Raw genomic sequence first — 26291 nt, 5'->3', positions numbered from 1 at the left:
CATAGCAAAACCCCCTTTTTCTTTTTATCATACCAGAAAAAGGGGATTTGTTCACAATTTATTTACTCATGCGTTTGTCCTGTAAAAAAACGACCGCTCCGGCTCCAGGCAGCTTTTTATAAAAATTTAAGGACTGCAATGCCGGAAATATGATAAAATCAAGGGGTCAGACCAGCGCACACGCTGGAAACAGAAAGGAAAACCAGTACAATGATGAAAAATATGGAAACCATGAAAAACAGGAAACTCCGCCTCCGGGCTGCCTGCGGGCTCCTGGCGGTCCTTGCCGCCGCCGTGCTCACCGCCTGCGGCTCTTCCGGCACCGGCGGCCAGAACGGGACAGAGACTGCTTCTGAGTCCCTGGAGACCAGCGCGCCGGAAAGCGCAGCAGAAACGGAAAACGACGCTCCCGGCCCCAGGGAGACCCCCAGCCCTGAAGAGATCGCTTCCATGAAGTCCGAGGAGGCCGGGGACTTCTTTACGATCATGCAGAAATTTTCTGCCGGAGAGATCGAGGCCGTCCCCTTTGAAAAGTTCTCCGAAAATGACGGCCAGTACGGCGTGGTCTCCCTGGCTGAGGACCCGGAAAGCGGACTGAAGCTCTTTGGCTATATGGCTCCCGGGAACCGGTATGAAGGGATCTATCTCATGGATAAGGACAGCCGGGTCAATGCCTTCCCCACCGCCGTCTATGCCACAGACGCTTTGATATGCCCCACCATAAGCTGGGATAAGGAGACTTCCACCCTGACCGTCACCGTCTGGTCCTCCGAAGCTGAGTCCCAGGACTTTTCCTTCCAGCAGAAGGAAAGCGGGCTTTTCGTCTCCCTGGACGAGTAGGGTACAGCCCCTATCGTCCCCCGGTCATGCAGATCACCACAAAATACACACGGCTTACCCCCGCGCTCCGCAGCGCCCGGGCGCAGGCCTCCACGGTGCTCCCGGTAGTATAGATATCATCCACCAGGAGCACCGTTTTTATTCCCTCGGGGATCGTTCCGGCCCGGAACGCCCCGGACAGATTTTTCAGACGGTCCGCTGCAGAAAGCTCCTTCTGCGGCTTTGTTTTTTTATCCCGGATGAGCATTCCGGATCCCACCGGGATCCCCAGGCGCTTTCCCAGACAGACGGCCAGCACCTCCGCCTGGTTAAAGCCCCTGGCCCGCTTTCTGGACGGATGGACCGGCACCGGAACAAGGACATCCACCTGCATGCGCCGGATCTGATTTTCATACCTGGCCGCCAGGGCCGCTCCATAAAAGTCCAGATATTCCCTCTTATTTTTATATTTGATCCAGGCCATGGATCTCCTGGCCGTCTCATCATAATTCATAAGGGCCAGACCGGACTCGAAGGCATGGCGGCGCTTTGTGCAGTCCCCGCAGAATTCCTCCGCCGCATCCTGGATCTCTTTTCCACATTTTTTACATACAGGCTGTTTTACAAAAGAAAGCTTATGAAAGCAGGCCGGGCAGATCAGACCGCCCGGCGGCTCTACGATCTCCCCGCACACTGGACAGCGCCGGGGAAAAAGAATATTCAGAATTGTTTCTTTATTCATGGATTTATATATTTTTCTATTTGTCCAGGCCCGGCCCGATCTCCAGGATCCGGTCCTTCAGTCCGGAATACCGCTTCTGCTCCATTTCATTCTCCACCATAAACTGGAACATCTCCGGCAGTCCCACCAGGCACACACATTTTTTCGCCCTGGTCACGGCTGTATAGATCAGATTCCTGGTCATCAGCATCCGAGGCCCAGAATAAATGGGGATCACCACCGCCGGGTATTCGCTTCCCTGGGATTTATGTATGGTAATGGCATACGCCAGCTCCAGCTCCTCCAACTGCTTAAAGCTGTACTCCACCATCCGCCCCTCGTCAAATTCCACCTCCAGGGTCTCGGAAAAGGCGTTTACCTGGCGTATGACGCCCATATCGCCGTTGAAGACGCCCTCGCCCTTGTCCACCGGGATCCCATAGCGGTTCCGCACCTCCCAGGCCAGCTGGTAATTGTTTTTGATCTGCATTACCTTATCCCCGGTCCGGAATATGGTTCCTCCCGCCTCCTTTTCCGGCTTGTCTGCCGCCGGAGGATTGAAATTTTCCTGGAGGATCCGGTTCAGCTGCTCCACGCCCAGAGCGCCCTTGCGCATGGGCGTCATGATCTGGATCTCCTGGATCTCCGCGCCCACGTAGCCCGGCAGCTTATCCCTTAAAAGGACCATCATATCTTTAATAATAGCCGCAGGATTGTCCCGGCGGATAAAAAGGAAATCCCGGCTGCGCTTTCCCAGGGGCACCCGCTCTCCGGCGTTGATCTTATGGGCGTTTACGATAATGTCGCTCTGGGCCGCCTGGCGGAAGATCTTTGTGAGCATCACCACCGGAAATTTTCCCGACTGGATCATATCCCGCAGGACATTTCCCGGCCCCACGCTGGGAAGCTGGTTCACATCCCCCACCAGGATCAGCCTGGTCCCCACGTTGACAGCCTTTAAAAGGGAATGCATCAAGCTGATATCCACCATAGAGACCTCGTCGATGATGACCACGTCCGCATCCAGCGGATTGGCCTCGTTGCGCTCAAAATGCATCCCCTCCAGCCGGGTCTCCCCTCCGGTGCTGCCGTTCCCATTGCGTCCGCTGTCCATGGACGGGGCTCCCGTAAGCTCCAGGAGCCGGTGGATGGTCCGGGCCTCATAGCCTGTGGCCTCGGCCATCCGCTTGGCCGCCCGGCCTGTGGGGGCTGCCAGAAGGATCTCCATATCCTCCTGTTCAAAATACCGGATGATCGTGTTGATGGTGGTGGTCTTTCCGGTTCCCGGCCCTCCGGTGATGATAAGGAGCCCGTTGTTCACCGCTTCGATGACCGCCTCCTCCTGATGGACGTCCAGCTCGATCTGCTCTCCGGCCACGATGGACTCCAGCCGTTTCCTTATTTTCTCCGGCGGCACCGTATCCCGTATGTTCAGATCGTGCAGCATTCTGGCGGTATTGAGCTCCATATAGTAAAACTGGGCCGGATAGACGATCATCCCGCCGTCCTTTTCCTTCACCACCAGCTTTTTTTCCATCTGCAGGTCCATGAGATGCTTTTCCATATAGTCTGCATCCACCTTAAGGAGCTCCGCCGCGCTGGCAAACAGCTCCTCCCTGGGAAGGTAGGTGTGGCCGTTCCCAACAGCCTGTAAAAGAGCATAAAACATCCCGCTCCGGATCCTGTAATCGGAGTCCGTAAAGATCCCCACCTTTGCCGCGATCTCATCGGCGATCTTAAAGCCGACGCCATGGATGTCGTCCGCCAGCTGGTAGGGATTCTCCTGTATCACCGAATACATCCGCTGGCCATACTGCTGGTAGATCTTCACCGCCAGGTTCATATGGATCCCATACTGCTGGAGAAACAGCATGGCCTGGCGCAGCTCCCGTTTTTCCTCCACCTGGCTGCTGATCTCCATGGCCATCCGCTCGCTGATCCCCTTGACCTCAGAAAGCCGTTCCGGCTCCTCCTCGATGATACGGAAGGTATCGGCCTTGAATTTTTTTACGATCCTTTTAGCCAAAGCAGCTCCGATGCCTTTGATCGCACCGGAGCCGAGATACCGTTCTATTGCCAGCGTGTCCTCGGGAGGCTTGATCTCATAGCTCTCCACCGACAGCTGCTCGCCATAAATCGAATGCTCTACCATGCGCCCCGTTGCCTCGATGCGCTCCCCCTCTGCGATGTACGCAAAGGTGCCCACCAGGACATACTCCTCCTTGCCATCGGCAACGCTCAGCACCGAATAGCCATTCTCATCATTGCGGTATTTTATCTTTTCTACATAACCTGTTACAGTCGCCATTTATCTGTCTGAATGCTTTCCTCCATGGAAAAACTCAATGAATTTACCAGTTCCGATGGCCACCGCCGTCAGCGGCTCCTCCGCGATCATCGTCGTGATGCCCGTCTTTTCCTCGATCAGGGCGTCCAGACCGGAAAGCAGGGCTCCGCCTCCCGTAAGTACGATGCCCCGGTCAAAAATATCTGCGGCCAGCTCCGGAGGCGTCCGCTCTAAGACGTTGTGTACTGCGTCCACGATCTGCATCGCCGGCTCCTTAAGGGCCTCCAGGGTCTCGTCAGAGGTAACTACGATGGTCTTCGGGAGTCCCGTTACCAGGTTCCTTCCGCGCACCTCCATGGTCACCAGCTCCGGCCGGCGGTACGCCGCGCCGATATTGATCTTGATCTCCTCGGCGGTCCTCTCACCGATCAGAAGATTGTGCTTCTTTCTCATATAACGCACCAGAGACTCATCGAAATCGTCTCCGGCAGTCTTGATGGAGGTGCTTACTACGGTGCCTCCCAGGGAGATCACTGCAATATCCGCAGTACCGCCTCCGATATCGACGATCATGTTTCCGCAGGCCTTGGAAATATCGATGCCCGCTCCAATGGCTGCCGCCACCGGCTCCTCGATGATGCAGACCTCTCTGGCGCCGGCCTGGTAGGTGGCGTCCTCAACGGCCTTTCTCTCAACCTCTGTGGCTCCGCTGGGGATGCAGACCGCGATCCTGGGCTTTCTTAAGGTCCTTTTTCCCACAGCCTTGTCGATGAAGTATTTTAACATCTTCTCGGTCACGGTATAGTCGGAGATCACGCCCTTTCTGAGGGGACGGACCGCCACGATATTGCCGGGAGTACGCCCGATCATCAGACGGGCCTCCTCACCAAAGGTGATCACCTTATTGGTCTCCCTGTCCAGGGCAACCACCGACGGTTCCTTTAATACAACGCCTTTTCCTTTAATATATACAAGGATACTGGCCGTACCTAAATCAATTCCAATGTCGTTGGACATCATCATTGCCATTTTCCTCCTGTCTTTTCTGTCTTTTCACCCGGATACTCTCTATTTCTCGGAATACAGGAGCAGCCCAGTACCGGCTGCCGCTGTATTCCGTCTGATCTCTGTTTTTCAGAGCGCGAAATATCAATCTTATTATATACAAAAGAATCCGGTTTTTAAAGAGGTTTTTTCATTTTTCCCAAAAAACAGGAGACGGCCGCCGACGTGTGCTACTGCACCCACTCTCCATTGATATTGACGTAATACTGGCCGTTGATCATCTGGCTTGTGACCATGGCCCCGCTTTCGCCGCAGTAATACCATTTACCTCCGGTAGTTACCCAGTCGTTCATCACGCAGTAGCCCTGCTCATTGAAGTAATACCACTTTCCATCGATCATCGCCCATACGGAGTAGGGATAGCTGCGGTTGGGATTGCACCACCACCAGCCGGCTTCCGGCTGCCAGAGCCAGGTCCCCGCCGGATCCACGGCGGCATATCCATGGGAGGTGCTGGCCGCCTGGCTGCGGATCCTGGCCGCCTCCTCGTCAGATACTGTCCGCTCATCTGATTCCGCCCAGCTTCCCTCATCGTACTCGCCGCGGACCGCCCGCACCCGGAACTGGTACGTTCCCGCCCCGGAGAAGTGGCCGGAGAAATTGTAGGTCAGCTTTTCCGTTGTAACTGTCTGGCCCACCTCTTCGCCGTCCTTATAAAGACGGACCTCATATTTCCTTGCATAGTCGTTTCCTGCCCAGCCGGCCAGACCGCCCACAGCCGAATCCCACAGAGCCTCCTCCACATCCAGGGTATAGTCCTCGTCATATTCGTAATAATCGTCCTCGTCCAGCTCCGCCAGGGTCACAAGGATCGTAAGGCGGGAGGAGCTCCGGGATACGGAGGTCACGATCCCTGTCTCTTCGTCCAGAGCCACCTCGTCCTCTCCCAGGCCAGAGGCAAAAATATAGCCCTCGTCCGTCCGTAAAACGATCTTTAACCGGGGCTCATCCCCAGTCTCCCAGATATCCCCCGGCACGTTGGTCACCGTTACCGTATCCAGATAGCAGCCCTCATGATCCACGATCACATCCACATAATCGCCGTCTCCGTATTCTCCCGCATGGATCCCGGATTCGATCTCCAGGGTAATATCCTCGATCCGCTCCGAAGCCAGAGCCGGGAATCCCAGGGCAGCCGTCATAAGCGCCGTAGTCAGGGTCAGCCGTAATTTATTCTTCCGTATCATGGTATTCCTCCTTATGCCGCTGCCGCGGACCTTAATTTCTGTATAAAAAGAGTATACCACATTCTTCCTTTTTAATCTTAAGATTTCTCCCGCAAAACTCGGGCAAAATTGTGGCAAAATGCAGCCATTCTGAAGACTGGAGCCGCGCAGGCTTCCGATCCGGCCTTCCCCGGCCTCGGTCAGTCCTCCCCCCGCAGGTGGCTCCGCACCTGGCTTAAGAGCATCTGCATGGCCACCCGGTTGCAGCCGCCCTCGGGAACGATGATGCTGGCGTTCCTCTTACTGGGCTCCACAAACTGCTCGTGCATGGGCTTCACCGTGTTTATATACTGGCCGATCACAGATTCCAAGCTCCTGCCGCGCTCCACCACATCCCTCTGGATCCTGCGGATGATGCGGATATCTGCATCTGTATCCACGAATACGCGGATATCCATGAGATCACAGAGGCTGCGGTTTTCAAAGATCAGGATCCCCTCCACGATCACCACCCGCCGCGGCTGTATGGTCCGGGTCCTTCCGCTTCTATTATATACCGCATAATCATAAACGGGACATTCCACCGGCCGTCCCTGCTTCAGCTCCATCAGATGGCGGATCAGAAGCTCCGTATCAAAGGCATTGGGATGGTCGTAGTTTAAAAGCTTTCTTTCTTCCAGGGTCAGCTCCTCGTAGTGCTTATAATAATCGTCATGCCGGATCACCGTCACCTCTTCCGGGAACTGTTCCGCAAGCCGGGTGGTCAGCGTCGTCTTTCCGCTGCCGGAGCCACCTGCGATCCCGATCACCAGTATGTTTTCCATGGTATCTCTCCCTTCCTATATGCCATACATTGCAGCTCATTCCAGACGCGTATCCGGACGAACCTCCAGGCAATTCTTACGGATATTTTACCATATCTACCATATTCTGTTATATATATTTATAATTTTTTTATGTTCCAATCACACTTTGTACACATTTACCCCATATAATACAATTACGTTATCCGAAAGGATAACCTGCCTTTGTTTCAAGTGCTACACTTGAACACACAAAGCTTTTTCATACTCATACCTGCCAGAGTTGCGTCTGGCAGGTCCCCCTTAAAACGTTTCCCGCCCTGTGTGCCAGACAGGGCGGGATTTTTTCTGTTGACCAGTCTTTTGAAGAATGATCTGTTATTTATTCACTGAAATACCGGTACAAAACCTTGATAAACTCTGGAATGTTTTTCTGAACGCTCCCGGCCAGCCGCTCTCTCTGGTAGGCGGTCTCCTGTTCAATACAATCCCCGGCATAAGAGAGTAATTCCTGGGCTGTGACCCTGGCCCCGAACTTGTCAGAGGCCATCTGTGCCAGAAGCTCCAGGACCTCTCTGTTGTTCAGAAGCGCAAAGGAAGAGAAGATACAGAAGCCCAGGTTTTCCAGAACGAAGACCTGGCGGTACAGAAGCTCCATATCGTCCATATCCTGAAGCTCCGGATAAAGCTTGTCCAGATGCACCTTAAACTGCTCTTCCTGGACCACCGACGGTTTTGTAACAAGAGCTGCCACATCCGGCCTGTCTTTAAAAAGCTCTGCCACTCCGGCAGTCCCTCCGCCGATCAGGCGTCCCAGTACGCTTCCCTTTTCCACCTCTTCCATCATGGAGAGGACCTTTTCCCTGGTGGCCGTTTCGCCTGTCGCCTTCCAGTACATGGATACTGTATATACAAATTCTGTGGTATTTAAGCCGATCGAAAAGCCATGCCGGTTCAGCTCCTTTGCAAAGGCCGCTTCCTCAAATCCAAAGCACTGGGTCAGCGCTGCCCGTACTTCGGATTCCTCCGGCGCTGAAAATACCTCTCCCGTTCCTGCACTGTGCCGGTTTAAGCAGCCGATGACGCACATTGGCGCACAGCAGTAATTGGTCCTGCAGCCGCCCTGCTTCTCCGCTGCCTCTGCTCCTTCTCTGCTCTTTTTTTCCACCTTTGGAACGGCCTGGCGGCTCTTTAAAAGGTGGATCAAGGTAATGGAGCCCAGTCCCGGCAGAGCGCCGCCGCAGATCTCGTTGTCCATGATGATCTTTGCCAGACGCTTTCCTGTATCACGAAACACCTCTTTGTTCACACAGGGACTTCCAAAATATGTCTGCGCCTTTAAAACAACGGCACGCAGGCCCTTGCTTCCCGGGATATCGCCGACTCCGCTCCGGGGACAATAAAATCTTGGCTGTCCCTCTGGATAAGTCACGAAAATACTGGCCAGCGGCATCATACGGTCCGCAGCCTGACCGGTTCCGATGATGGCGCAGTCCTCGCCAAACTGCTTTCTGAGCATATCCACCATCTCTGCCGTCGTATGGCCCTCAAGCTCCGGCATACACATAAGCTCTGCCCCGTTCGGATCCACGAAGATGACTGCATTCCGTTTTTCATATTTTCCCGTTACTACAATGGACGCGATATCCAGGGACGCCAGCTTCTGGGGAAAGTCTCCGGTGATACTGGAAACACAGAGCCCCTTTTTTCCCTCTCCCTTTGACATGATAAGGCCCCTGGTGGCGCTGGGAGCCATGTTTCCTGTAAAAAGGCCCGGTGTGTAAATGACCGCATTTTCCGCGTCCAGCCGTCCGCAGGAGTCCGGCACATGCTCCTTCAAAAGGCGCATGGCCAGCCCCCGGCCATAATCCTTCCCTGGTCCAAAGGTATACTCGCTCTCCCCGATCTGCCCCTCTGACAGATCCACTGTGATGATCTTTGACATTTTTCTTTCCCCTTCCATTTATTTTTCACCGAAAAAAAAACTGCTCTCGATCAGGCGGCGGCTGTAAGGATGTGCCGCCTCTTCTAAGAACCGGCCAAACGGCAGGTCCTCAACGATCCTTCCCCCAAAAAGCACTGCGATCCGGTCCCAGCGGGCCACTGAAAAGTCAATATCGTGGACGACAGACAGGATGCTCACCTTTCTTTCCCTTTTCAGCCGGTGAAGGACGTCTAAGACCTCGTCCTCACCGTCCTTATCTAACATGGAGGTAGACTCGTCTGTGATCAGAAGCTTCGGCCTGGGGATCAGGGCTCTGGCAATGCAGATCCGCTGAAGCTGACCGCCGGAAAACTGCTCCATTTTTTTATCCATATCTCCCAGAAGCTCCGGCGCCGTCTGGATAAGCGCCTCCTCCATAGGAAGACAGCCGCGCCCATGCCGTTTCATGACCCGCTCCGTTTCGCCCAGAGTCTGGCGAAGCGTGCTGGTGAGCTCCACGGCGCTGTACGGATCCTGGAAGATGTACTGGATATCTGCCAGCTCCCCTGGGCTCCTTTTCCGATATGTGCCCAAAAGACGCCTTCCATCCAGAAGCACCTCTCCCGAATCCGGGCATTGGCTCCCACAGATGATCCGGGCCAGGGTGGTCTTTCCTCCTCCCGTTTCTCCTGCCAGCAAAAGGCTTTCCCCATCCAAAAGCGTGAAACAGACTGAAGACAGGACCGCTTTTTCATCGTAGCTTTTTGTCACATTTCTGATTTCCAGCATTTTTCTCCCTCCGAAAGCTCCACGATCCGGTCCACAGCCTTTTCCAGAAACGGCCGCTGATGGGCCGTCATCAGGATCGTTGTCGTTCCTTTAATGGACCATATGTACTTCAGGATCCGCCGCAGGGTGATAAAGTCGATGGCAGAGGACGGCTCATCCATAAAAAGGAGCTCCGGTTTCTTTAACATCGCAAGCGCGATCACGATCCTCTGCTTCTGCCCCCCGGACAGCGTACTGGGATATCTGGAAAAAAGCTCCTCTGAAAGAGCCAGTTTCTGGAACAGCTCCTCTGCCTCCCCGCTTCCCCGGCGTCCGCAGGCCGAAAGGACCGCGTCTATATGCTCCCGGACCTTCATCCTGGGGTTTAAGGCACTCTGGGCAAACTGCGGGATATAGCTGATCTTTTCAAACCGTTCCATCCCCCATAAAGACAGATCCCGTCCAAGAAGCTCTGCCCTCTCATAGGAAAAGGCACTGTCCGGAAGCTCTCCCAAAAGAAACGAAAACAGCGATGTTTTTCCGCATCCGCTTTTTCCCGCTATGCCCACTGCCTCCCCCTTTTTTACGGAAATGTCCGGATAGGCCAGCCTTCTTTTTCCATAAAAAATGGAAAGCCCCTGTATTTCTATCATACCTTCCCCTCATCAAATACCAGTACGGAGAGTACCGCCACATAAACGACCACACAGATCATTGCCGGGAGCAGATACCAGCACCAGGTATTGTCGTAAAAGAAATTTTCATAATTTAACGCGCTGCGGATCAGCCTTCCCCAGGTCTTTAAAAGCGGATCCCCCAAGCCAAAAAATGCCAGCGTAGTCTCATAGGTGACCGCCCGGCTGGCCTGCATCATAAAAAGCGTTCCGATCACCGGATATCCGTCATGCCACAGCTTCCGGATCACATCCCACATATTTCCTCCTATCAGCATGGTATATGCCACCTTATTGGAGGAAAAACAGGCGGAAAGCCTGGACCTTGCGATCCGGAAGACCCGCGGCCAGGAAAAAAATATCATGCTGAGGATGGTATTTGTACAGGTTGGCGCTGCAAAGGCCGCCACAAAAAGGATCAAGAGAATATCCGGAATGATCAGAAACACCGTTGCCAAATGATTGATCCCCCGCCCTGCCCTCGGAAAATAAAGAGAGGCAAACGCCAGCACCGTTCCAAGGGAGACGCTTCCCAGGGCCGCTGTCAGCGAAAACAGCAGGGTATACCGGAACCCGCTCAACACCATGGAAAAAATATCATGCCCCATTTCATCGGTTCCCAGAAGATGGACCCGTCCCGGCGGCAGAAGGGCCGGGGACGAAAAATCATCCGGAGGAAAAGGAGAAAATATGGGGCCGAAAGCTGCTGCAAGAAAATAAAAAATGCAGATCCCTGCACAGATCCGCTGGACAGCAGAAAGCCTGGACCATATTTTTTTCATATTCACCTACCTCCTGGAGATCTGCTGGATCAGGAATTCAAAAATGGCGTTGATCACCAGCGCCAGCGTACAGACAGTCAGCAGGATCCCCTGCATCAACGGGTAATCCCGGTTGGCCGTCGCAGTGCGGAGAAGCATTCCGATCCCCGGATATGCAAAAACCGCCTCCACAAACATCGTTCCCGCCACACAGGAAATACTCTGGATGCTGAGTTTTCCGAGGATCTCCGGAAGAATATTCCGGAAAATATATTTTTTTTCAATTATATTCTGCGTAAGATTTAAGTAAACGGCCATCCGTACAAACTGCTGCTTTTTGATCCGCACCGTACTGTTATAGGTAAAGACAGCAATACCGGGGATCTCTGAAAGGATCATGACCGTCAGCGGAAGCACCATATGATAAAGCACATCCAGAAGAAAGCCCTCAGAAGACGGGTACATCCCAACGCTGTACGCTCCCCTTGGCGGAAACCAGGAAAGCCGGTAGGAGAACAAAAGCCGCAGGCTCTCCGCAAGAAGAAAGACAGGTACTGCCTGCAGCAGGATCAGGGGAAAAAGACGTACCGGACTGCTCCCTTCCTTAAGCCCTGCCCGCATCCCATACCAGACGCCGATGCATGTGCTGACTGTCATCGCAAGTCCCGCCAAAAGGAGGCTGTATCCAAGACTTTCCCCGATCATGTCCGCAACCTTCCGTTTTCCGGTCAGGGAATAACCCAGATCCCCGCAAAGAAGATGCTTTAAATAAAGAAGGAACTGTACCGCTTCCGGTTTTTCCGGAGCATAATACTCCCGGAATGTATCCGGAAAGGCCTCCATATTCTGGGAAGCCGTCGCCTCATCCAGCACAGACAGGGGGCTTCCCGGCAAAAAACGCGGAAGGAAAAAACTGATGCACAGGATCAGCACCAGATAAAGTCCGTATGTCCGAACCATTTTCCCCCCACGTTTCATAAAAGTCCTCTTTCGTCTGTACTGCTCCGCTACTGTGCCTTCCACTGGCCGGAAACAAAGACAAGCTTATTCATAATAAACGGAACTGCGATGGAAATTCCATCCGGCGTATAATAAAAGCCGTCAAAAATCGTATTGTTATAAGCGGCGACCGCCTTCTTGTAGTATAAGGTCAGACAGGGAAGCTCTTCTGCGATGATCTCCTGAAGTTCCTTCACCTGTTGGTGACGTTTTACATCATCCTGCTCCACTGCGGATTCATTATAGATCCTGTTATATTCCTCGCTTTCCCAGGTCGTTCCGCCCTGTCCGGTTACGGAAGGAGTTCCGTCTGCGCCGACTGTTGCAAAACGGGACAGGAACACCGGATCGCCGCCGAAGGAGCCGTTGGTATTAAAGGCAAGCTCAAAGTTTCCTTCGCTGATGGCTGCCTTTACCGTTGCATCATCGGCGCTCTGCGGAACCAGCTCGATCCCCACGGCTTTCATATAAGATACTAAAAGCTCCGCCAGCTTTTCATCATTCTCCGTGAAGGTCAGCGTATAGGACATCTCTTCTCCGTTGTATTCCAGGATCCCGTCCCCGTTGCTGTCTGCTGCCCCTGCCTCGGAAAGCATTTTCTTCGCCGTCTCCACATCATACGCATACTGACGGACGTCCGGGTTGTACCAGGGCGTTCCGGGCTGTACATGGCCGGCAGATCCCGGATAGCCGGCTCCGCCGTAAGCCTTCTCTACGATCTCATCCAGATTGACTGCATGATACATGGCCTGACGGATCTCCTTTACAGCCATTGCCTCTTCGTCAAAATTAAAATAAAGTCTTGTTACGGAAAGGCCCGGGCCCTCTAATACTGTGTATTCCGGAGAATCCTTTAAGGACATTGCCGCCTTATAGCTGATATTGGGAGCCGCAGCAATCTCCCCGCTTAACAGTGCTTCCTTGGAATCGCCTCCGGAAACATTGGCGATCACCAGCTTGTCGATCTGGACATCCCCATAGAAGTAATCTTCATTTGCCTTAAACGTATACGTTCCTGCTGCCGCATCATAATTTTCCAGGATGAACGGGCCTGTGGAAATTGCCGCCTCCGGCTCTGTGAACGTCTCCGGCTCCGTCACATTCTCCCATATATGCTTGGGAAGGATCGGAAGGCTTCCTGCCACATCACTCAAAAACGGATTATACGTCTTATTCAGCTTAATTTCCACCGTATGCTCGTCCACAACGGACGCTTCCTCCACCATGGACACGGATACCCATTTATAGGGATGTTCCTTCATATAATCAAAGGTAAACTTTACATCCTCTGCCGTAAAAGGAGTGCCGTCTGTAAAGGATACGCCCTTTCTCAGCTGGAATGTATAGGTCAGTCCATCCTCAGACACAGAATAGTCCTCTGCCAGATAGGGGATCAGACCGGACTCATCCTTCCACATCAGCGTGTCAAAAATATAACTGAGCGTCATATAACCCTGGCCCTTGGGGGAGATCGTATAAACGGATGGGAAACCAAAATCCCCGTTTCCGCTGACCGTAAGGATCCGCTCTTTCCTCTTTTCCGTATCCTGTACCGTCTCTGCCGCCGTTGTCTCCTTCTCTTCGGCCGCCGTTGTCTCCTTCTCTTCGGCCGCCGTTGTCTCTGCTTCTGTGCTTACCGCTGTCTCTGTTTTCGCACCAGCCCCACAGCCAGTTATCATACTGGCTGCGATCGCAGCCGCAGTAAATCCTGCCAGTACCTTCTTCGTTTTCACTTTTTCTTCCTCCCGAATATTCTCAATGTTTTTCATTATATCAGACAGCTAATAGAAATCAAGTGTTTGCATATGGTATAGCTTTTTCCTTTACATCTCATACATCGTATAGAAATTTTCATTCCTGTCTTCCAGAGCTGCATCGGACAGGTCCCCAAAAAAACATTTCCCGCCCTGTGTGCCAGACAGGGCGGGATCTTTGTTTTATTTCTTATTATTTTCTTTGCTCCAGGAACCGGCGGATCACGCCGATCTGCCGCTCCACCTCACTGGGAGCCGGGCCTCCGGTGACACATCTTCCGGCCACACATGTTCCCAGGTCGATGGCCCTATAAATATCCGCATCAAAATGCTCCGAATACTCTTTATACTCTTCCAGGGTCAGATCTGCCAGGGACTTGTCTTCCTTTACGCACTGGGCCACCAGCTGGCCAACGGTCCTGTATGCGTCCCGGAAGGGCATCCCCTTTTTCGTGAGATAATCTGCACAGTCGGTGGCGTTGATAAAGCCCTTTAATGCCGCTTTTTTCATATTATCCTTCAGGATCTCCATGGTGGAAAACATGGGCGTCAGTACCTTCAGACACTGCTTTGCCGTATCAATGGCATCGAAAACAGCTTCCTTATCCTCCTGCAGATCCTTATTATAGGCAAGAGGGATCCCCTTTAGCATGGCCAAAAGCGTCATCAGATCTCCGTATACCCGCCCAGTCTTACCACGGATCAGCTCACAGACATCGGGATTTTTCTTCTGGGGCATGATGGAGGAGCCGGTGGAAAAGGCATCGTCCAGCTCCACAAACTTAAATTCCCAGGAGCACCAGGCAATGATCTCCTCCGACAGCCGGGAAATATGCATCATTAAGATCGACAGCGCACTGGTCAGCTCAATGCAGTAATCCCGGTCCGAGACTCCGTCCAGGGAATTGTCCGTCACCCGGGAAAAGCCCAGCTGCTGCCTCACAAAATCCCGGTCAATGGGATAGGTCGTGGATGCCAGTGCGCCGGATCCCAGGGGCATATCGTCCATCCCCTCCAGGCAGTTTTCCAGACGGACCACGTCCCGCTTCATCATATTGGCATAGGCCATCATATAATGGCCGAAGGTCACCGGCTGGGCTCTCTGTAAATGGGTGTAGCCAGGCATGACCGTCTCCAGGTTTTCTTCCGCACTTGCACACAGAGCCTCCATAAACTCCAGGACCAGAGCCTTGATGGCCAGGATCTCTTTTTTCACATAAAGCCGCAGATCCAGAGCCACCTGGTCATTCCTTGACCTGGCCGTATGAAGCCGTTTCCCCGCGTCCCCGATCCGCTCCGTGAGGATCTGCTCGATATTCATATGGACATCCTCGTATTCCTCCGAAAACTGGAGTGTCCCGCTCTCAAGATCCGAAAGGATCCCCTTCAGACCTTCTATGATCTTTTCAGTCTCTCCGTTTTCAATGATCCCCTGTTTCCCCAGCATGGCCGCATGGGCCATGGACCCGGTGATATCTTCCTTATATAAACGGCTGTCAAATGAAATAGACGAATTGAAATCATTGACAGTGCTGTCTGTTTCTTTTCCAAACCGTGCTGCCCATAACTTTGCCATAGGTTCTCCTTTATTCTACCGATGGGAAATGCGTTCCCGTTTTCTCTGCCAGCACCTCATCGTTCATGGCGCGCACCTTGATGGGAAGTCCAAAAAGACTGATAAATCCGGCGGAATCGCCCTGGTCGTAGCAGTCGTCCTCGTCAAAGGTTGCCATTTCCGAAGAATAGAGGCTGTACGGGGATGTCACAGACGCCGGGATGATATTTCCTTTATAGAGCTTCAGCTTCACGTCTCCGGTGACCGTCTCCTGGGTGGAATCCACAAAAGCGCTCATGGCCTTCCGCAGAGGCGTATACCACTGTCCATTGTATACAAGCTCCGCGAACTTCAGCGCCAGCTGCTGTTTATAGTGCTGGGTCTCCTTATCCAGAGTGATCTCCTCCAGCTTTTCATGGGCCTTATAAAGGATGGTCCCCCCCGGAGTCTCATAAACTCCGCGGCTCTTCATTCCCACAAGGCGGTTTTCCACCACGTCCAGCAGTCCGCAGCCGTTTTCCCCACCGAGCTTGTTGAGGGTCTGGATGACAGTCTCACAGTCCATGTCCTCACCATTTACGCTGGTGGGAACTCCCTTTTCAAAATGGATGGTCACATATGCGGGCTGATCCGGCGCCTGCTCCGGAGATACGCCCAGCTCCAGAAAACCAGGCTTATTCACAGGCGCTTCGTTGGCCGGATCCTCCAGATCCAGGCCCTCGTGGGACAGATGCCACAAATTCTTATCCTTAGAATAATTGGTCTCTTTCGTGATCTTCAGCGGGATATTGTGGGCCTCTGCATAGGCGATCTCTTTCTCTCTGGAGTTCAGCTCCCAGAAACGCCAGGGAGCGATCACATCCATCTGAGGGGCAAATGCCTTGATGGCCAGCTCAAATCGTACCTAATCGTTTCCCTTTCCTGTACAGCCATGACAGATGGCGTCGGCTCCCTCCTTCTTTGCAATCTCAACAATGCGCTTGGCGATCAGCGGACGGGCAAAGGAGGTCCCCAGCAGGTAATTCTCATAGGAGGCTCCGGCCTTTACTGTGGGAATGATATACTCCTCCACGAATTCCTTCTTCAGATCCTCGATATACAGCTTGGAAGCGCCTGTTTTTAAGGCCTTTTCCTCCAGGCCGTCCAGCTCCGTTCCCTGTCCCACATCCCCGGAAACAGCAATGACCTCACATCCATATGTTTCCTTCAGCCACGGGATCAGCACGGAAGTATCCAGTCCGCCGGAATATGCAAGTACGATCTTGTTATATTTTTTCTCTGCCATCTTCTTTCCCTCCATAATTATTCATAGCATGTTTCATTGGATGCCGGCGGCATACGTCTTCCTCCGCCGCCAATGACCTTGGTTTTCTCTACATGTAAATTAACATGATTATATCCTACATGGAATCGGATTGCAAGAGTTTTTTGTATATTTATTAGTTGTAAATGCATAATATTCCGTTATATGCATCAGCCTGCGGAACTGCGGAGGTATTTTTCCATGCAAAAAGGAACTGCCGCAAAAGAGTCGCTTCTAAGCTTCTCTTTTGCAGCAGTCCCTCTTATGTACATAAATTTTTCCGTTTTCAGCCAGCGCCGTCCTTACAGGTCGATATAACCGACGCCGTTCTCGATGCGGATCTTTGTCCCGTAGGGCTCACTGAGCTGCTGGAGATATCTTAAGGTCTCCTCGCTTCCGGACATTCTGGGAAGTCCTTTGTGGGGACGCTTATCGTGGAGCCCCAGGGTGATGGGATACAGCTGGACCTGGGTGATCTTTCCGTCCTCCATATCCCAGGCAGCCATGACAGCTCTCCAGATGTTCTCCAGAACGCCGTAGCCCACGGTCCCGTTTTTGCTGCGGTTATCCATGTAGCTTCCCACCTTTGTATCCAGTGGCATCTTCCGGTTGATGTAGGCGTCATAGGGCTGGAGGCTCACAGTCTCCGTCTCAAACAGGAAATTTCCCAGGCTGTACAGGATCAGACCGCCCTTGTAGATCTCAATGCCGCGCAGCTCGTGGGGGCCGTGGCCGATCACCGCATGGGCCCCGGCGTCGATGCAGGCCCTGGAGAAGGTCTCCAGGAACATGGCCGGAACGGTGGTGTCCTCGCCGTCGGTCTCATGGCCGTGGAAGCTGACAAATACCACGTCCGCCTGTTTTCTGGCTTCTGCGATCTCATCGGTGATCCGCTTCATGTCCTCCTGGTTGGGAATGCTCTCGATCCAGTTCTTCTCGTCCAGAATGAACATTCCGGCGTTTCCAAAGGGAAGGACCCCCGGCTCCAGCGGGTTAAAATATCCGTTGCGGATCTCAAATTCCATTTCTGCATTGACCTTCGTTACCTTCACCAGCTCCTGGGCCATCTCATAATGGGCCGGATCCACATGGTATCTGGTGGAGGAACGTAAGGGATTCAGTCCCGGACGTCCGATCATCTGATGGGACTGGCCGCCGGCCCTGGAAGCCGCGCTGAAGGTGGAGGATACGCTGATCAGCGCCACCCTTCCCTTTCTGGTCTCCAGATAGCAGGCCTTGGAGGCATCTCCCAGATTTTTTCCCGTGCCTGAAAACACCATATCCCTCTCGTTCAGATGGCGGATGGTGGCCATGACGCCCTCCTGGCCGTAATCACCGGAATGGTTGTTGGCCGTGTTGTAGAGGTTGAAGCCGAATCTCTGGATATCGTCCAAAGCGCCCGGCTCCATCATGGCCCAGGTGCCTCCGCTTTCTGCCGCCGGATATCCTTCCTGGTCATGGAAGGTCATTTCCAGGTTGGAAAATTTCACATCATGCTCCATGATGCAGTCCCGGACCTCCTCGAACCCCTCGTAACCGTCTTTTGCGATCCGGCGGGTGATGAACATGTCGCCGGTGGCAATGGTCTTCAATACATTTTTTCCCATTTTCTTTCTGCTCCTGTCTCTTATAATTCCTTCCTGTACTGTTCCATCTCGGAATCAGAAGCATACACAAAGTGACCCGGCCGGATCTCCTGGAAACTGGGCTGTTCCTTTGAGTAATCATGCATGGAAGGATCATAGTAAAGCCTCTGCTTGTCCTTCTCCCGGTCGGGATCCGGCTGGGGGATGGCTGACAGCAGGGATTTGGTGTAGGGATGCACCGGATGGGCATACAGCTCATCCGCGTCCGCCAGCTCCACCATGGTCCCAAAATGCATCACCCCAATCCGGTCAGAGAAATACTTTACTACTGCAAGATTATGGGCAATGAACAGAATTGTCAAGTCCATTTCTTTTTTTATGTCCATTAACAGGTTGATGACCTGGGCCTGGATGGACACGTCCAAAGCTGAAACCGGCTCATCGGCGATGATCACCGACGGCTTTACCACCAGGGAACGGGCAATGCCGATCCTCTGCCTCTGGCCGCCGGAGAACTCATGGGGGTAACGGGAGCCGTGCTCAGGAAGCAGTCCCACCTTATTTAATATAGAAGAAACACTTTTCCGGATCAGCTCCTTATCCTTTTCTCCTCTGGTCTTTAGGCCCTCGGCAATGATCTCCTCCACCGTCATACGGGGATTCAGGGAGGAGACCGGATCCTGGAAGATCATGGACAGGTTTCTTGTGACATAGTCCCGGTCTGCCTTTGAAAGCTTTCCGGAAATATTTTTCCCATTGAACAGGATCTCACCGGAGGTGGGATTGTAAAGGCGGATCAGAGTACGGCCCAGGGTGGTCTTTCCGCAGCCGCTCTCGCCCACCAGGCCGAAGTTTTCGCCCTTATAAATATCGAAGGTCACATTGTTTAAGGCCTTTACGGTCTTTTTCTTTCCGGCGGGGAATTCCATACAGAGATTTTTGATCTCCAGGATCTTCTCCCGTTCCTTCTGTGCGTTCTGTTCCATCCTATACGCCCTCCTTCCTGTTCATACGTGCGATCCGGTGCTGAAGCGCTTCCGGCATTTCCACCTTGGGTGCATTGGGATGCAGAAGCCAGGTGGCGGCGTAATGGGTGTCGCTCAGCTTGAAGAACGGCGGCTCCTCCTCAAAATCCACCTGCATAGCATACTGGTTCCGCTCGGCAAAGGCGTCGCCCTTGGGCGGGAAGATCATGTTGGGCGGCGTTCCCGGAATGGAGAACAGCCGCTCCTTTGTCTCCAGATCCGGCATAGAAGAAAGCAGGGCCCAGGTGTAGGGGTGGGCCGGGCTGTAAAAGATCTCCCTGGCTGTTCCCACCTCTACGATCTTTCCGGCATACATCACGCAGATCCGGTCCGCCATATTGGCTACAACGCCCAGATCATGGGTAATGAAGATCACGGAGAGCTTCTGTTTTCTTTTGATCTCCTTGATCTCGTCCAGGATCTTCGCCTGGATGGTCACGTCCAGAGCCGTGGTGGGCTCGTCACAGATCATGATCCTGGCATTGCTGGCCAGGGCAATGGCGATGACGATACGCTGGCGCATACCGCCGGAGAACTGGAAGGGATACTGCTCAAACCGCTCCTCCGGCCTGGGGATCCCCACCATTTCCATCAGCTCGATGGCGCGCTTTTTAGCCTGCTCCTTTGTCATGTGCTCTCTTAAGACCAGGGCCTCGGTGATCTGCTTTCCGATCTTCATGATAGGATTCAGCGCAGAAAGCGGATCCTGGAAGATCAGGGAGATCTCCTTTCCGCGGATCTTATAAAAGTCTTTTTCCTTATATTTTGTCAGATCGTCTCCCTTATAAAGGATCTCCCCCTCCTCAATGATGGAGTTTTTGGGAAGGATCCCTAAGATCGCCTTGGTGGTCACGGATTTTCCGGAACCCGACTCGCCTACGATGGCCAGAGTCTCGCCCTCAAACAGCTTAAAGTCAATGCCGCGGACGGCCTGGACCTTTCCGTTATAGGTACGGAAGGAGACTCTCAAATTATTTACCTCTAAGATTGGATCTTTCATCTTCTTCCTCCTATTCTGCTCCTCTTAATGTGGGGTCAAAGGCATCCCGCAGGCCGTTTCCGAACAGGTTGAAGGAGATCATCAGAAGAGAAATGATGATCGCCGGGAAAACCACCTGGCTGGGATACTGTAAAAGCACCTTCTGCCCTCTGGATAACATAACGCCGATGGACGGCTCCGGAGCCTGGAGGCCCAGTCCGATGTACGCCAGGAAGGACTCGGAGAAGATGGCAGTTGGAATGGCGATCATGGAGCTGGTGATGATGGGGCCGATGGAGTTGGGAAGAATATGACGGAAGATCAGCGCCATATCCTTAACGCCCAGGGTCCTGGCCGCCAGTACGTACTCACGCCCCTTGAACCGGTAGAACTGGGAGCGGACCATACGGGCCGTGCTCACCCAGTCCTTGATGACTAAGGACATGATGATGGAGAACATTCCCGTTCCAAACACCATGATGAACAGGGTCACCACAACGATCCTGGGGAAGGCGTTGATGATCTCTGTGATACGCATCATCACCATGTCCACCTTTCCGCCGTAATAGCCGGAAATGGAGCCGTAAACCACGCCGATGAACACGTTGCAGCATACCGACACCACTGCGATGATCAGGGATACCCGGGCGCCTCTCCACATACGGGTCCAGATATCGCGGCCCAGGTAGTCGCTTCCGAACCAGAAGCACTGCTCGTCGCTGAGCCCTTTATACTTATAATAGTCCACGACCACGTCCACGATCCGCTCCCCGTTGACCAGTCTGGGGTTGATGACCTCCAGGATACAGCCCTCCGGATACTTTTCCGGATCGTTTAAGTTGTCGTATTTCCGGTTTTCCATGGTATAGCCGCCGTCAAAGAAGCCCAGGTTCATTTTTGCGATAAAGGGCACCTTGGGAGGCATGTTGGTCAGCTCTGTGTGCTGCTCATCGTAGGTGTACTCATTCATGCCCGGACCGAACACGGCAAAAAACGAAATGATCAGAATGATGACCGCCGCGATCACAGACGCCTTATTTTTTACAAACCGCAGCCATACGTCCATGAAGAATCCAATGGGCTTTGTCTTAAATTCCACATCATGGATCTTCTCATCTCTCTGTACCAGACGGAACAAGTCTTTGGATACTGCGTCATACTTTGCTTTGTTATCTTCATACAATACCATTACTTCTTCCCTCCCATTCTGACTCTCGGGTCAATGATGCCGTAGGAAATATCTACGATAAGAACTGTGATCAGCGAGATCATGGAGTAGAACACCAGAATCGCCACGGTCAGCATGTGGTCGCTGGCGTTGATGGAGTCTACCATCATACCTCCCATTCCAGGAACAGAGAAAATATTTTCTACGACCAGTGAGCCGCCTAAAACATTGGCAAACATCGGAATGATAATATTGGCCAGCGGCACCATGGAGTTTCTGAGGCCATGGCGGATTGTGCTCTGTGCATACGTTAAGCCCTTTGTTTTGGCAAGAAGCATAAACTCAGAGTTCATGGTTTCTGCCAGCTCCGCTCTTAAATAACGGGCAACACGGGCGATGGGGCTGAACATCAGCGCTAAAATAGGAAGGAACATGGAATGGAGTGCTGCCATTCCAGTGGCTGACGCATCGTATATGATCGGAAAAGCTCCTGCCTTATATCCCACAAAATACTGGAGGCATGTGGCAAATACGAATGAAGGCACTGAAATGAAGATAACCACCATAAATGATACAAAGTGGTCGATGATCGTATTTTTCTTTATTGCCGCCACGATTCCGGCTGCAAGTCCGATCGGTATGGCTGCAAACAGCGATATCAGATTGATCTGCAAGGTTACCGGGATCCGGTCCTTCATGACCTCAAATACTGGTACATTGGGACGCATTTTCATGGATGTGCCCCAGTCTCCATGGAGGAATACATTCTTCAGGAAATAGCCGTACTGCTTGATTATGGGCTCATCAAAATGATATTTTTCATTCAAAGTATCAATAACGGTCTGTGACAGATCTCCATCCTGATCGTACACGCTTCCCGGCATCAGGCGGACAACACAAAAGGCAATGGATACAATAATAAACAATGTGATAAATAACGCGATCACTCGGTCAATAATATATCAAAACACTGCCGATCCTCACTCCTTTCATCTATTTAATTTCTTCTTTTTCAGATGCTATATTTTTTCAATATCCGGCTTCTCGCACAGCTTAAGCGCAAAAATCCTCAGAAGAATGACAAGCTGCTCCTTTTATGAAGCAGCCTGTCTGTGGTCTCGTCACTCTACTTCTGTCTTTTTCTATCATTGATCCATCCTGGATCATTCAATGATCTTGGAATAGTCCCAGGCAAAGCCGATCCGGTTTACATAACCGTTTGTGGAAAGCTGTAAGCGATCAGCCTTTAAATACTTATAAATGTCCTGTGTTACCGGAATAACATTGGCCGGCTCGATCAGTAAGCGTTCCATTTCCGCAACCTCTTTCAGACGAACACCTTCGTCAAAACGATCATCTGCGAAGTTCGCTGCGTTGAATACTTTATCAAACTCTTCATTGATAAACGGCTCGTTTTTGTTGGAGTAGAAGGACGTCCAATACTTAAACGCGTTCCACGGTGCCAGATCATTGCCTACCCAGCCGCCCCAGCTTAACTCGTAAGAGGCCGGGTTGGTCTGCCATCCCCTCTTCACCTGGCTCAGCTGATTGGCCGGCATCGCCTGGAGCTTCAGTTCAAACCGGTCTGCGCCAAACAGCTTCGGCCAGCTCTGCTGGAGGAATTCTGACATCTGGGCCATTAACTCTGTGTCAGAGTAATGCATGGTCAGCGTCAGCTTGTCCAGGCCTTCCTCGGACATTGCCTCGTCAAACAGCTGTTTTGCCTTTTCAGGATCATATCCGTAGTTTTCTTTTCTGTTTGCTTTTCCTTCTTCGGTATCACGGAAGGTGATATTTTTGTTCAGATCCATCATATGGGTGGTGGGAACAATATACTCTGCCGGATCCTGTTTAGTCAGGCTCGCAAGATTTTCTCTGTCTACTCCGTAATAAAGGGCCTGTCTGAACTTTTCATTGGCTAAGATCGGTTTCTCCGGGTTGATGGTATTGATCACCACGTGGCGCACGGAGTTATACGGAGCCATAAGAACCCGCGGATCCTCTTCATACTTTAAGTAATTGGATGTGGACAGCTGAACGTAATCGATCTCGCCGTTTTCGAACAGCTGCATCTGTGTACTGCTGTCCTCGACAACCTTAATATTGATCCCTGCCAGCCAGATGCGGTCTGCAAATGGATAATTGGGGTTCTTCTTAAAGGTGATCTCTGCGTCGTTGACCCAGTTTTCCACCAGGAACGGTCCGCAGGAAATATAATGTTCCTGGGATGTCCCGTACATGGTCTCCGTTCTATCTGCGTTCATCCCTTTTTCATAATATTCTTCATTGATCATACAGTTAGCCGGATGTGCCAGATGGATCATGACCTCGGTTGGATTGTGCATGCTGACGGTATGTATTTCCAGCGTATGATCGTCGATCAGCTTCAGACCCACCTCATCCCAGGAGGCATTGCCCTGGAAATAGTCCATCGCCTTTACGATCTCAATGGAGTCATTGGCAAAGTTACTTGCCCTCAGGTTCGCAAGCTTCGGATCCAGGATCATCTTCCAGGTATAATACACATCGTTGGCATCCAGGGTATCTCCGTTTTCCCACACGCAGCCTTCCCGGACCTTAATCTGCCATACCTTTCCTTCCTCATCCATCTGGATCGGCTCCTCCGCTGCCAGCTCTCCCGCAATTTCACATGCAGTGTAATCCGCACTGGGGAAATATCCGTATAAAGTCATAGAGGAGCGCTTGATCTGGGTAGACGCATAGGACTGGGTATACGTCAGTGGGTTCAAAGAACCGATCTTCGCAGTGGACGCCTCCCGCAGGATCCCATAGCCTTCTGGTGAAGGCTTTTCACCATTGGGATCTGTCTTCGCCTCGCTGGATTCAGACGCCCCTGCCTCTGTCGTCCCATTATTGCCATCTGCCGATGCCGCTTCCGTAAACTCCAGGCTTCCGTCGGTCTTGTTCCCACCGGAACAGCCCGAGAGCGCCGCCGCCAGAGTGCTCACTGCCAGCATGGCTGCCAGCATTTTTTTCGTCTTTTTCATCGCTTTCTTCCTCCTTGATTATATGCCCAATATTGCGAGCGAGCAGATAAACATGCTGGCCGCCGCAATAAAAGATTCTGTATAGTTTCTTTCATACCGTCTTTTTTCTACAAATTCGCCATAGCTTCCGAATGTCTTATCTGAAACTCCCGGATTGGTCCTTAAGCTTTTAAACCGCATGGCTCCATAAATGCAAAGATCGTAAAACCTCATATATCTTGCCCGGCGGAACAAACCCACGATCAGGAACACGATTCCAGAGAGAGCGCAGGCATCGGAGATCCCGATGAGATTCCACTGCCTGCGTATAACAAAAACAACTGCTGCCGCGACTGCAGCATAGACTAGATTTCTAATACAGCACTGGATCTGGTATTGCTTTCCCATTCCGTTATTCTCCTTCTTCCCGTTTCTCCTGCCGGCTTTTGGGGATCAGCCTGCTGCCATAAGCAATGGCGTAGATGCCCCGGCTCTCGTTCTGGATCAGGCGGATAAAAAGGTCCGAATATTGATTCCGGACGATGGCGGTTTTGGGACCTACCGGGATAATGGGGATCTCTTTTCCATTCTCTCTTGCCCCCAAACTCCCGTCCTTCTTCCTGTAAAGCTCCGCCTTTGTCCCTTCTCCGGAAATATACATTCCCTGGGCTTCCAGGATCGTCTCCTCATCCCAGGATGTTTCCTGCCATACGTCCCGGCGGTCCACCGGATTCCTCCCATTGTACATCCGCATCAGGGCGTCGGAGATCAGCCGTACCGGTACTCCTGAGGTATTGCAGAGAACGATGACTGCCGCCTCCGCCTCATTGGACCAGGCGATATTGGAGGATACTCCCGGAAGGCTCCCTCCATGTTCCACCACCTTCAGATCGTCCAGACGTTTCATGGAAAGACCGTAGCCGTAATATCCAAACGCTCCATAATCCTGGCGGGGCCTGCACATCTCACGGATCCCTGTACTGCCCAGGATCCGGATCCCCTCCGGCGTTTTCCCTTCGTTCAGATACATTGCCAGATATTTTTTCAGATCGTTCAGAGTGGATTTCATGGCTCCGCCTCCGTTTAGTACAAAGGCATGATCATGGTAATCCCTGGAGGCTGTCATAACGCCGTTTACCTTTTTATATAGAGTGGCGGCATTGACATCCAGACTGGGCCGGACAAAATCACAGAAACTCCGCTTCATACCCAGAGGCTCAATGATATTCTTTAAAAGATATTCCGCATAAGAGGGTTCACCGCCGTGCCTGCGGATGATATCCGAAAGCAGGCCATAACCGTCATTGCAGTAGCTCAAGTATTCGCCCGGCTCTCCGTTCAGGCCGCTTTCTTCTGTCTGGGCATCCAGCCGTTCTGCCACCCGGCGGACCCCTTCATCCGCCAGAGCGTCATTGTAGGCCAGATCTCCCACCTCCTTCTCATCCAGCCCCATCTCCGCAGCCACCTGATCCACCAGGATCCTGGGAAGAGGGAAAAAGCCGCCGCTGTGGGTTAAAAGATGTCGGATCGTCACGGTTTTCTGGTTTTTATTGGTAAATTCCGGAACATACCGGCTTACCGGGTCGTCCAGCTTAAGGATCCCCCGCTCCTCCATCTGCATAATAGCTAAAGCAGTGAAGGATTTGGTCACTGAAGCCAGTCCAAAGATCGTTTCCCCATCCAGCTCTTTCTGGGATTCCAGATCTCTCACTCCCCAGAATTTCTCGTACTGGGTCACACCATTTTTGTCGATTATGGCTGCTGCGATCCCGCAGGCCTCATAATCCTTCATAATGGATCTCACTAGATTTTCCGCCAGCAGGCGGTTGGTCTCCTTGATCCGTTTCAATTCCTCTCACCTCCATTATTGTGTTAATTTTCACAATTTTTATCGTTTTACCATCAATTATTTAAGCATATTATACATATTCCACTTATTATTGTCCA

At 52.3% G+C, this 26291-nt stretch carries 21 protein-coding genes and 1 pseudogene; 1 reads left to right on the top strand and 21 read right to left on the bottom strand.

Annotation, left to right across the window (positions count from 1 at the left end; all coding sequences use genetic code 11):
* Positions 1-210 precede the first annotated feature (210 nt).
* Positions 211-840 carry a hypothetical protein gene (locus OCV69_RS11685; RefSeq protein ID WP_158359255.1) on the top strand — a complete coding sequence of 210 codons (630 nt, stop codon included), beginning with the start codon at positions 211-213 and terminating at the stop codon, positions 838-840.
* Between the two features lie 10 nt (positions 841-850).
* Here the strand turns inward: OCV69_RS11685 and OCV69_RS11680 are convergent, their stop codons facing one another.
* From OCV69_RS11680 to OCV69_RS11580, 21 genes and pseudogenes are all read right to left on the bottom strand, one after another.
* Positions 851-1561, bottom strand: a complete 711-nt coding sequence (locus tag OCV69_RS11680; RefSeq protein ID WP_158359253.1) for a ComF family protein — start codon at positions 1559-1561, stop codon at positions 851-853.
* A 16-nt stretch (positions 1562-1577) separates the two neighbouring features.
* Entirely contained in the window at positions 1578-3848 is a 2271-nt protein-coding gene (recD2, locus tag OCV69_RS11675) for an SF1B family DNA helicase RecD2 (protein ID WP_158359251.1), read from the bottom strand.
* The gene (mreB, locus tag OCV69_RS11670; protein WP_158359249.1) at positions 3849-4856 is read right to left on the bottom strand and encodes a rod shape-determining protein; all 1008 of its coding nucleotides are present in this window, start codon (positions 4854-4856) and stop codon (positions 3849-3851) included.
* Between the two features lie 206 nt (positions 4857-5062).
* On the bottom strand, positions 5063-6079 hold the full coding sequence (locus tag OCV69_RS11665) for a hypothetical protein (RefSeq protein ID WP_022274704.1): 1017 nt from the start codon (positions 6077-6079) through the stop codon (positions 5063-5065).
* 179 nt (positions 6080-6258) lie between these two features.
* The gene (udk, locus tag OCV69_RS11660; RefSeq protein WP_158359247.1) at positions 6259-6882 is read right to left on the bottom strand and encodes a uridine kinase; all 624 of its coding nucleotides are present in this window, start codon (positions 6880-6882) and stop codon (positions 6259-6261) included.
* 361 nt (positions 6883-7243) lie between these two features.
* Positions 7244-8806 carry an aldehyde ferredoxin oxidoreductase N-terminal domain-containing protein gene (locus tag OCV69_RS11655; protein WP_262563111.1) on the bottom strand — a complete coding sequence of 521 codons (1563 nt, stop codon included), beginning with the start codon at positions 8804-8806 and terminating at the stop codon, positions 7244-7246.
* An 18-nt stretch (positions 8807-8824) separates the two neighbouring features.
* Positions 8825-9574 carry an ABC transporter ATP-binding protein gene (locus tag OCV69_RS11650; protein ID WP_158359244.1) on the bottom strand — a complete coding sequence of 250 codons (750 nt, stop codon included), beginning with the start codon at positions 9572-9574 and terminating at the stop codon, positions 8825-8827.
* Positions 9553-10206, bottom strand: a complete 654-nt coding sequence (locus tag OCV69_RS11645; RefSeq protein WP_158359242.1) for an ATP-binding cassette domain-containing protein — start codon at positions 10204-10206, stop codon at positions 9553-9555. The genes OCV69_RS11650 and OCV69_RS11645 overlap by 22 nt, the downstream gene beginning before the upstream one ends.
* A complete protein-coding gene (locus OCV69_RS11640; protein ID WP_022274709.1) occupies positions 10203-11009 on the bottom strand; it encodes an ABC transporter permease in 807 nt (268 codons plus the stop codon). Before OCV69_RS11640 ends, OCV69_RS11645 begins: the two co-directional genes overlap by 4 nt.
* A 6-nt stretch (positions 11010-11015) precedes the next feature.
* Positions 11016-11966, bottom strand: a complete 951-nt coding sequence (locus OCV69_RS11635) for an ABC transporter permease (protein WP_158359241.1) — start codon at positions 11964-11966, stop codon at positions 11016-11018.
* A gap of 29 nt (positions 11967-11995) precedes the next feature.
* Positions 11996-13720, bottom strand: coding sequence for an ABC transporter substrate-binding protein (locus OCV69_RS11630; RefSeq protein WP_262563110.1), 1725 nt, complete (start codon positions 13718-13720; stop codon positions 11996-11998).
* Positions 13721-13934: 214 nt separating this feature from the next.
* Positions 13935-15317 carry an argininosuccinate lyase gene (argH, locus tag OCV69_RS11625; protein WP_158359237.1) on the bottom strand — a complete coding sequence of 461 codons (1383 nt, stop codon included), beginning with the start codon at positions 15315-15317 and terminating at the stop codon, positions 13935-13937.
* A gap of 10 nt (positions 15318-15327) precedes the next feature.
* Positions 15328-16581, bottom strand: a pseudogene (locus tag OCV69_RS11620) (argininosuccinate synthase).
* Between the two features lie 320 nt (positions 16582-16901).
* Positions 16902-18206: a CapA family protein gene (locus OCV69_RS11615; RefSeq protein ID WP_158359235.1), complete on the bottom strand. Its 1305-nt coding sequence runs from the start codon at positions 18204-18206 to the stop codon at positions 16902-16904.
* Between the two features lie 20 nt (positions 18207-18226).
* Positions 18227-19171, bottom strand: coding sequence for an ABC transporter ATP-binding protein (locus OCV69_RS11610; RefSeq protein ID WP_022274715.1), 945 nt, complete (start codon positions 19169-19171; stop codon positions 18227-18229).
* A gap of 1 nt (position 19172) precedes the next feature.
* Positions 19173-20210, bottom strand: a complete 1038-nt coding sequence (locus tag OCV69_RS11605) for an ABC transporter ATP-binding protein (RefSeq protein WP_022274716.1) — start codon at positions 20208-20210, stop codon at positions 19173-19175.
* Positions 20211-20220: 10 nt separating this feature from the next.
* Complete coding sequence (locus tag OCV69_RS11600; RefSeq protein WP_022274717.1) at positions 20221-21378, bottom strand: ABC transporter permease; 1158 nt, start codon at positions 21376-21378, stop codon at positions 20221-20223.
* Entirely contained in the window at positions 21378-22229 is an 852-nt protein-coding gene (locus OCV69_RS11595; protein WP_262563109.1) for an ABC transporter permease, read from the bottom strand. Before OCV69_RS11595 ends, OCV69_RS11600 begins: the two co-directional genes overlap by 1 nt.
* Before the next feature lie 291 nt (positions 22230-22520).
* Positions 22521-24365, bottom strand: a complete 1845-nt coding sequence (locus OCV69_RS11590) for a peptide ABC transporter substrate-binding protein (RefSeq protein WP_158359233.1) — start codon at positions 24363-24365, stop codon at positions 22521-22523.
* A gap of 18 nt (positions 24366-24383) precedes the next feature.
* Entirely contained in the window at positions 24384-24752 is a 369-nt protein-coding gene (locus OCV69_RS11585) for a hypothetical protein (protein WP_022274720.1), read from the bottom strand.
* Between the two features lie 4 nt (positions 24753-24756).
* Complete coding sequence (locus tag OCV69_RS11580) at positions 24757-26193, bottom strand: serine hydrolase domain-containing protein (protein ID WP_158359231.1); 1437 nt, start codon at positions 26191-26193, stop codon at positions 24757-24759.
* Positions 26194-26291 lie beyond the last annotated feature (98 nt).

It is taken from the genome of Alitiscatomonas aceti (assembly GCF_025567195.1).
In the GTDB taxonomy this organism is placed as follows: domain Bacteria; phylum Bacillota; class Clostridia; order Lachnospirales; family Lachnospiraceae; genus Alitiscatomonas; species Alitiscatomonas aceti.
Note: the sequence above shows the minus strand (reverse complement) of the source record. Positions and strands in the feature narration are given on the sequence as shown.

Excerpts from the sequence above, each read along its gene's own strand:
- udk (WP_158359247.1), bottom strand. The coding sequence starts at position 6,882 with ATGGAAAACATACTGGTGATCGGGATCGCAGGTGGCTCCGGCAGCGGA.
- OCV69_RS11640 (WP_022274709.1), bottom strand. The coding sequence starts at position 11,009 with ATGAAAAAAATATGGTCCAGGCTTTCTGCTGTCCAGCGGATCTGTGCA.
- mreB (WP_158359249.1), bottom strand. The coding sequence starts at position 4,856 with ATGGCAATGATGATGTCCAACGACATTGGAATTGATTTAGGTACGGCC.
- OCV69_RS11585 (WP_022274720.1), bottom strand. The coding sequence starts at position 24,752 with ATGGGAAAGCAATACCAGATCCAGTGCTGTATTAGAAATCTAGTCTAT.
- recD2 (WP_158359251.1), bottom strand. The coding sequence starts at position 3,848 with ATGGCGACTGTAACAGGTTATGTAGAAAAGATAAAATACCGCAATGAT.
- OCV69_RS11645 (WP_158359242.1), bottom strand. The coding sequence starts at position 10,206 with ATGATAGAAATACAGGGGCTTTCCATTTTTTATGGAAAAAGAAGGCTG.
- OCV69_RS11685 (WP_158359255.1), top strand. The coding sequence starts at position 211 with ATGATGAAAAATATGGAAACCATGAAAAACAGGAAACTCCGCCTCCGG.
- OCV69_RS11600 (WP_022274717.1), bottom strand. The coding sequence starts at position 21,378 with ATGGTATTGTATGAAGATAACAAAGCAAAGTATGACGCAGTATCCAAA.
- OCV69_RS11680 (WP_158359253.1), bottom strand. The coding sequence starts at position 1,561 with ATGAATAAAGAAACAATTCTGAATATTCTTTTTCCCCGGCGCTGTCCA.
- OCV69_RS11655 (WP_262563111.1), bottom strand. The coding sequence starts at position 8,806 with ATGTCAAAGATCATCACAGTGGATCTGTCAGAGGGGCAGATCGGGGAG.
- OCV69_RS11610 (WP_022274715.1), bottom strand. The coding sequence starts at position 19,171 with ATGGAACAGAACGCACAGAAGGAACGGGAGAAGATCCTGGAGATCAAA.
- OCV69_RS11665 (WP_022274704.1), bottom strand. The coding sequence starts at position 6,079 with ATGATACGGAAGAATAAATTACGGCTGACCCTGACTACGGCGCTTATG.
- OCV69_RS11635 (WP_158359241.1), bottom strand. The coding sequence starts at position 11,966 with ATGAAACGTGGGGGGAAAATGGTTCGGACATACGGACTTTATCTGGTG.
- OCV69_RS11605 (WP_022274716.1), bottom strand. The coding sequence starts at position 20,210 with ATGAAAGATCCAATCTTAGAGGTAAATAATTTGAGAGTCTCCTTCCGT.
- OCV69_RS11650 (WP_158359244.1), bottom strand. The coding sequence starts at position 9,574 with ATGCTGGAAATCAGAAATGTGACAAAAAGCTACGATGAAAAAGCGGTC.
- OCV69_RS11615 (WP_158359235.1), bottom strand. The coding sequence starts at position 18,206 with ATGGGAAAAAATGTATTGAAGACCATTGCCACCGGCGACATGTTCATC.
- OCV69_RS11590 (WP_158359233.1), bottom strand. The coding sequence starts at position 24,365 with ATGAAAAAGACGAAAAAAATGCTGGCAGCCATGCTGGCAGTGAGCACT.
- argH (WP_158359237.1), bottom strand. The coding sequence starts at position 15,317 with ATGGCAAAGTTATGGGCAGCACGGTTTGGAAAAGAAACAGACAGCACT.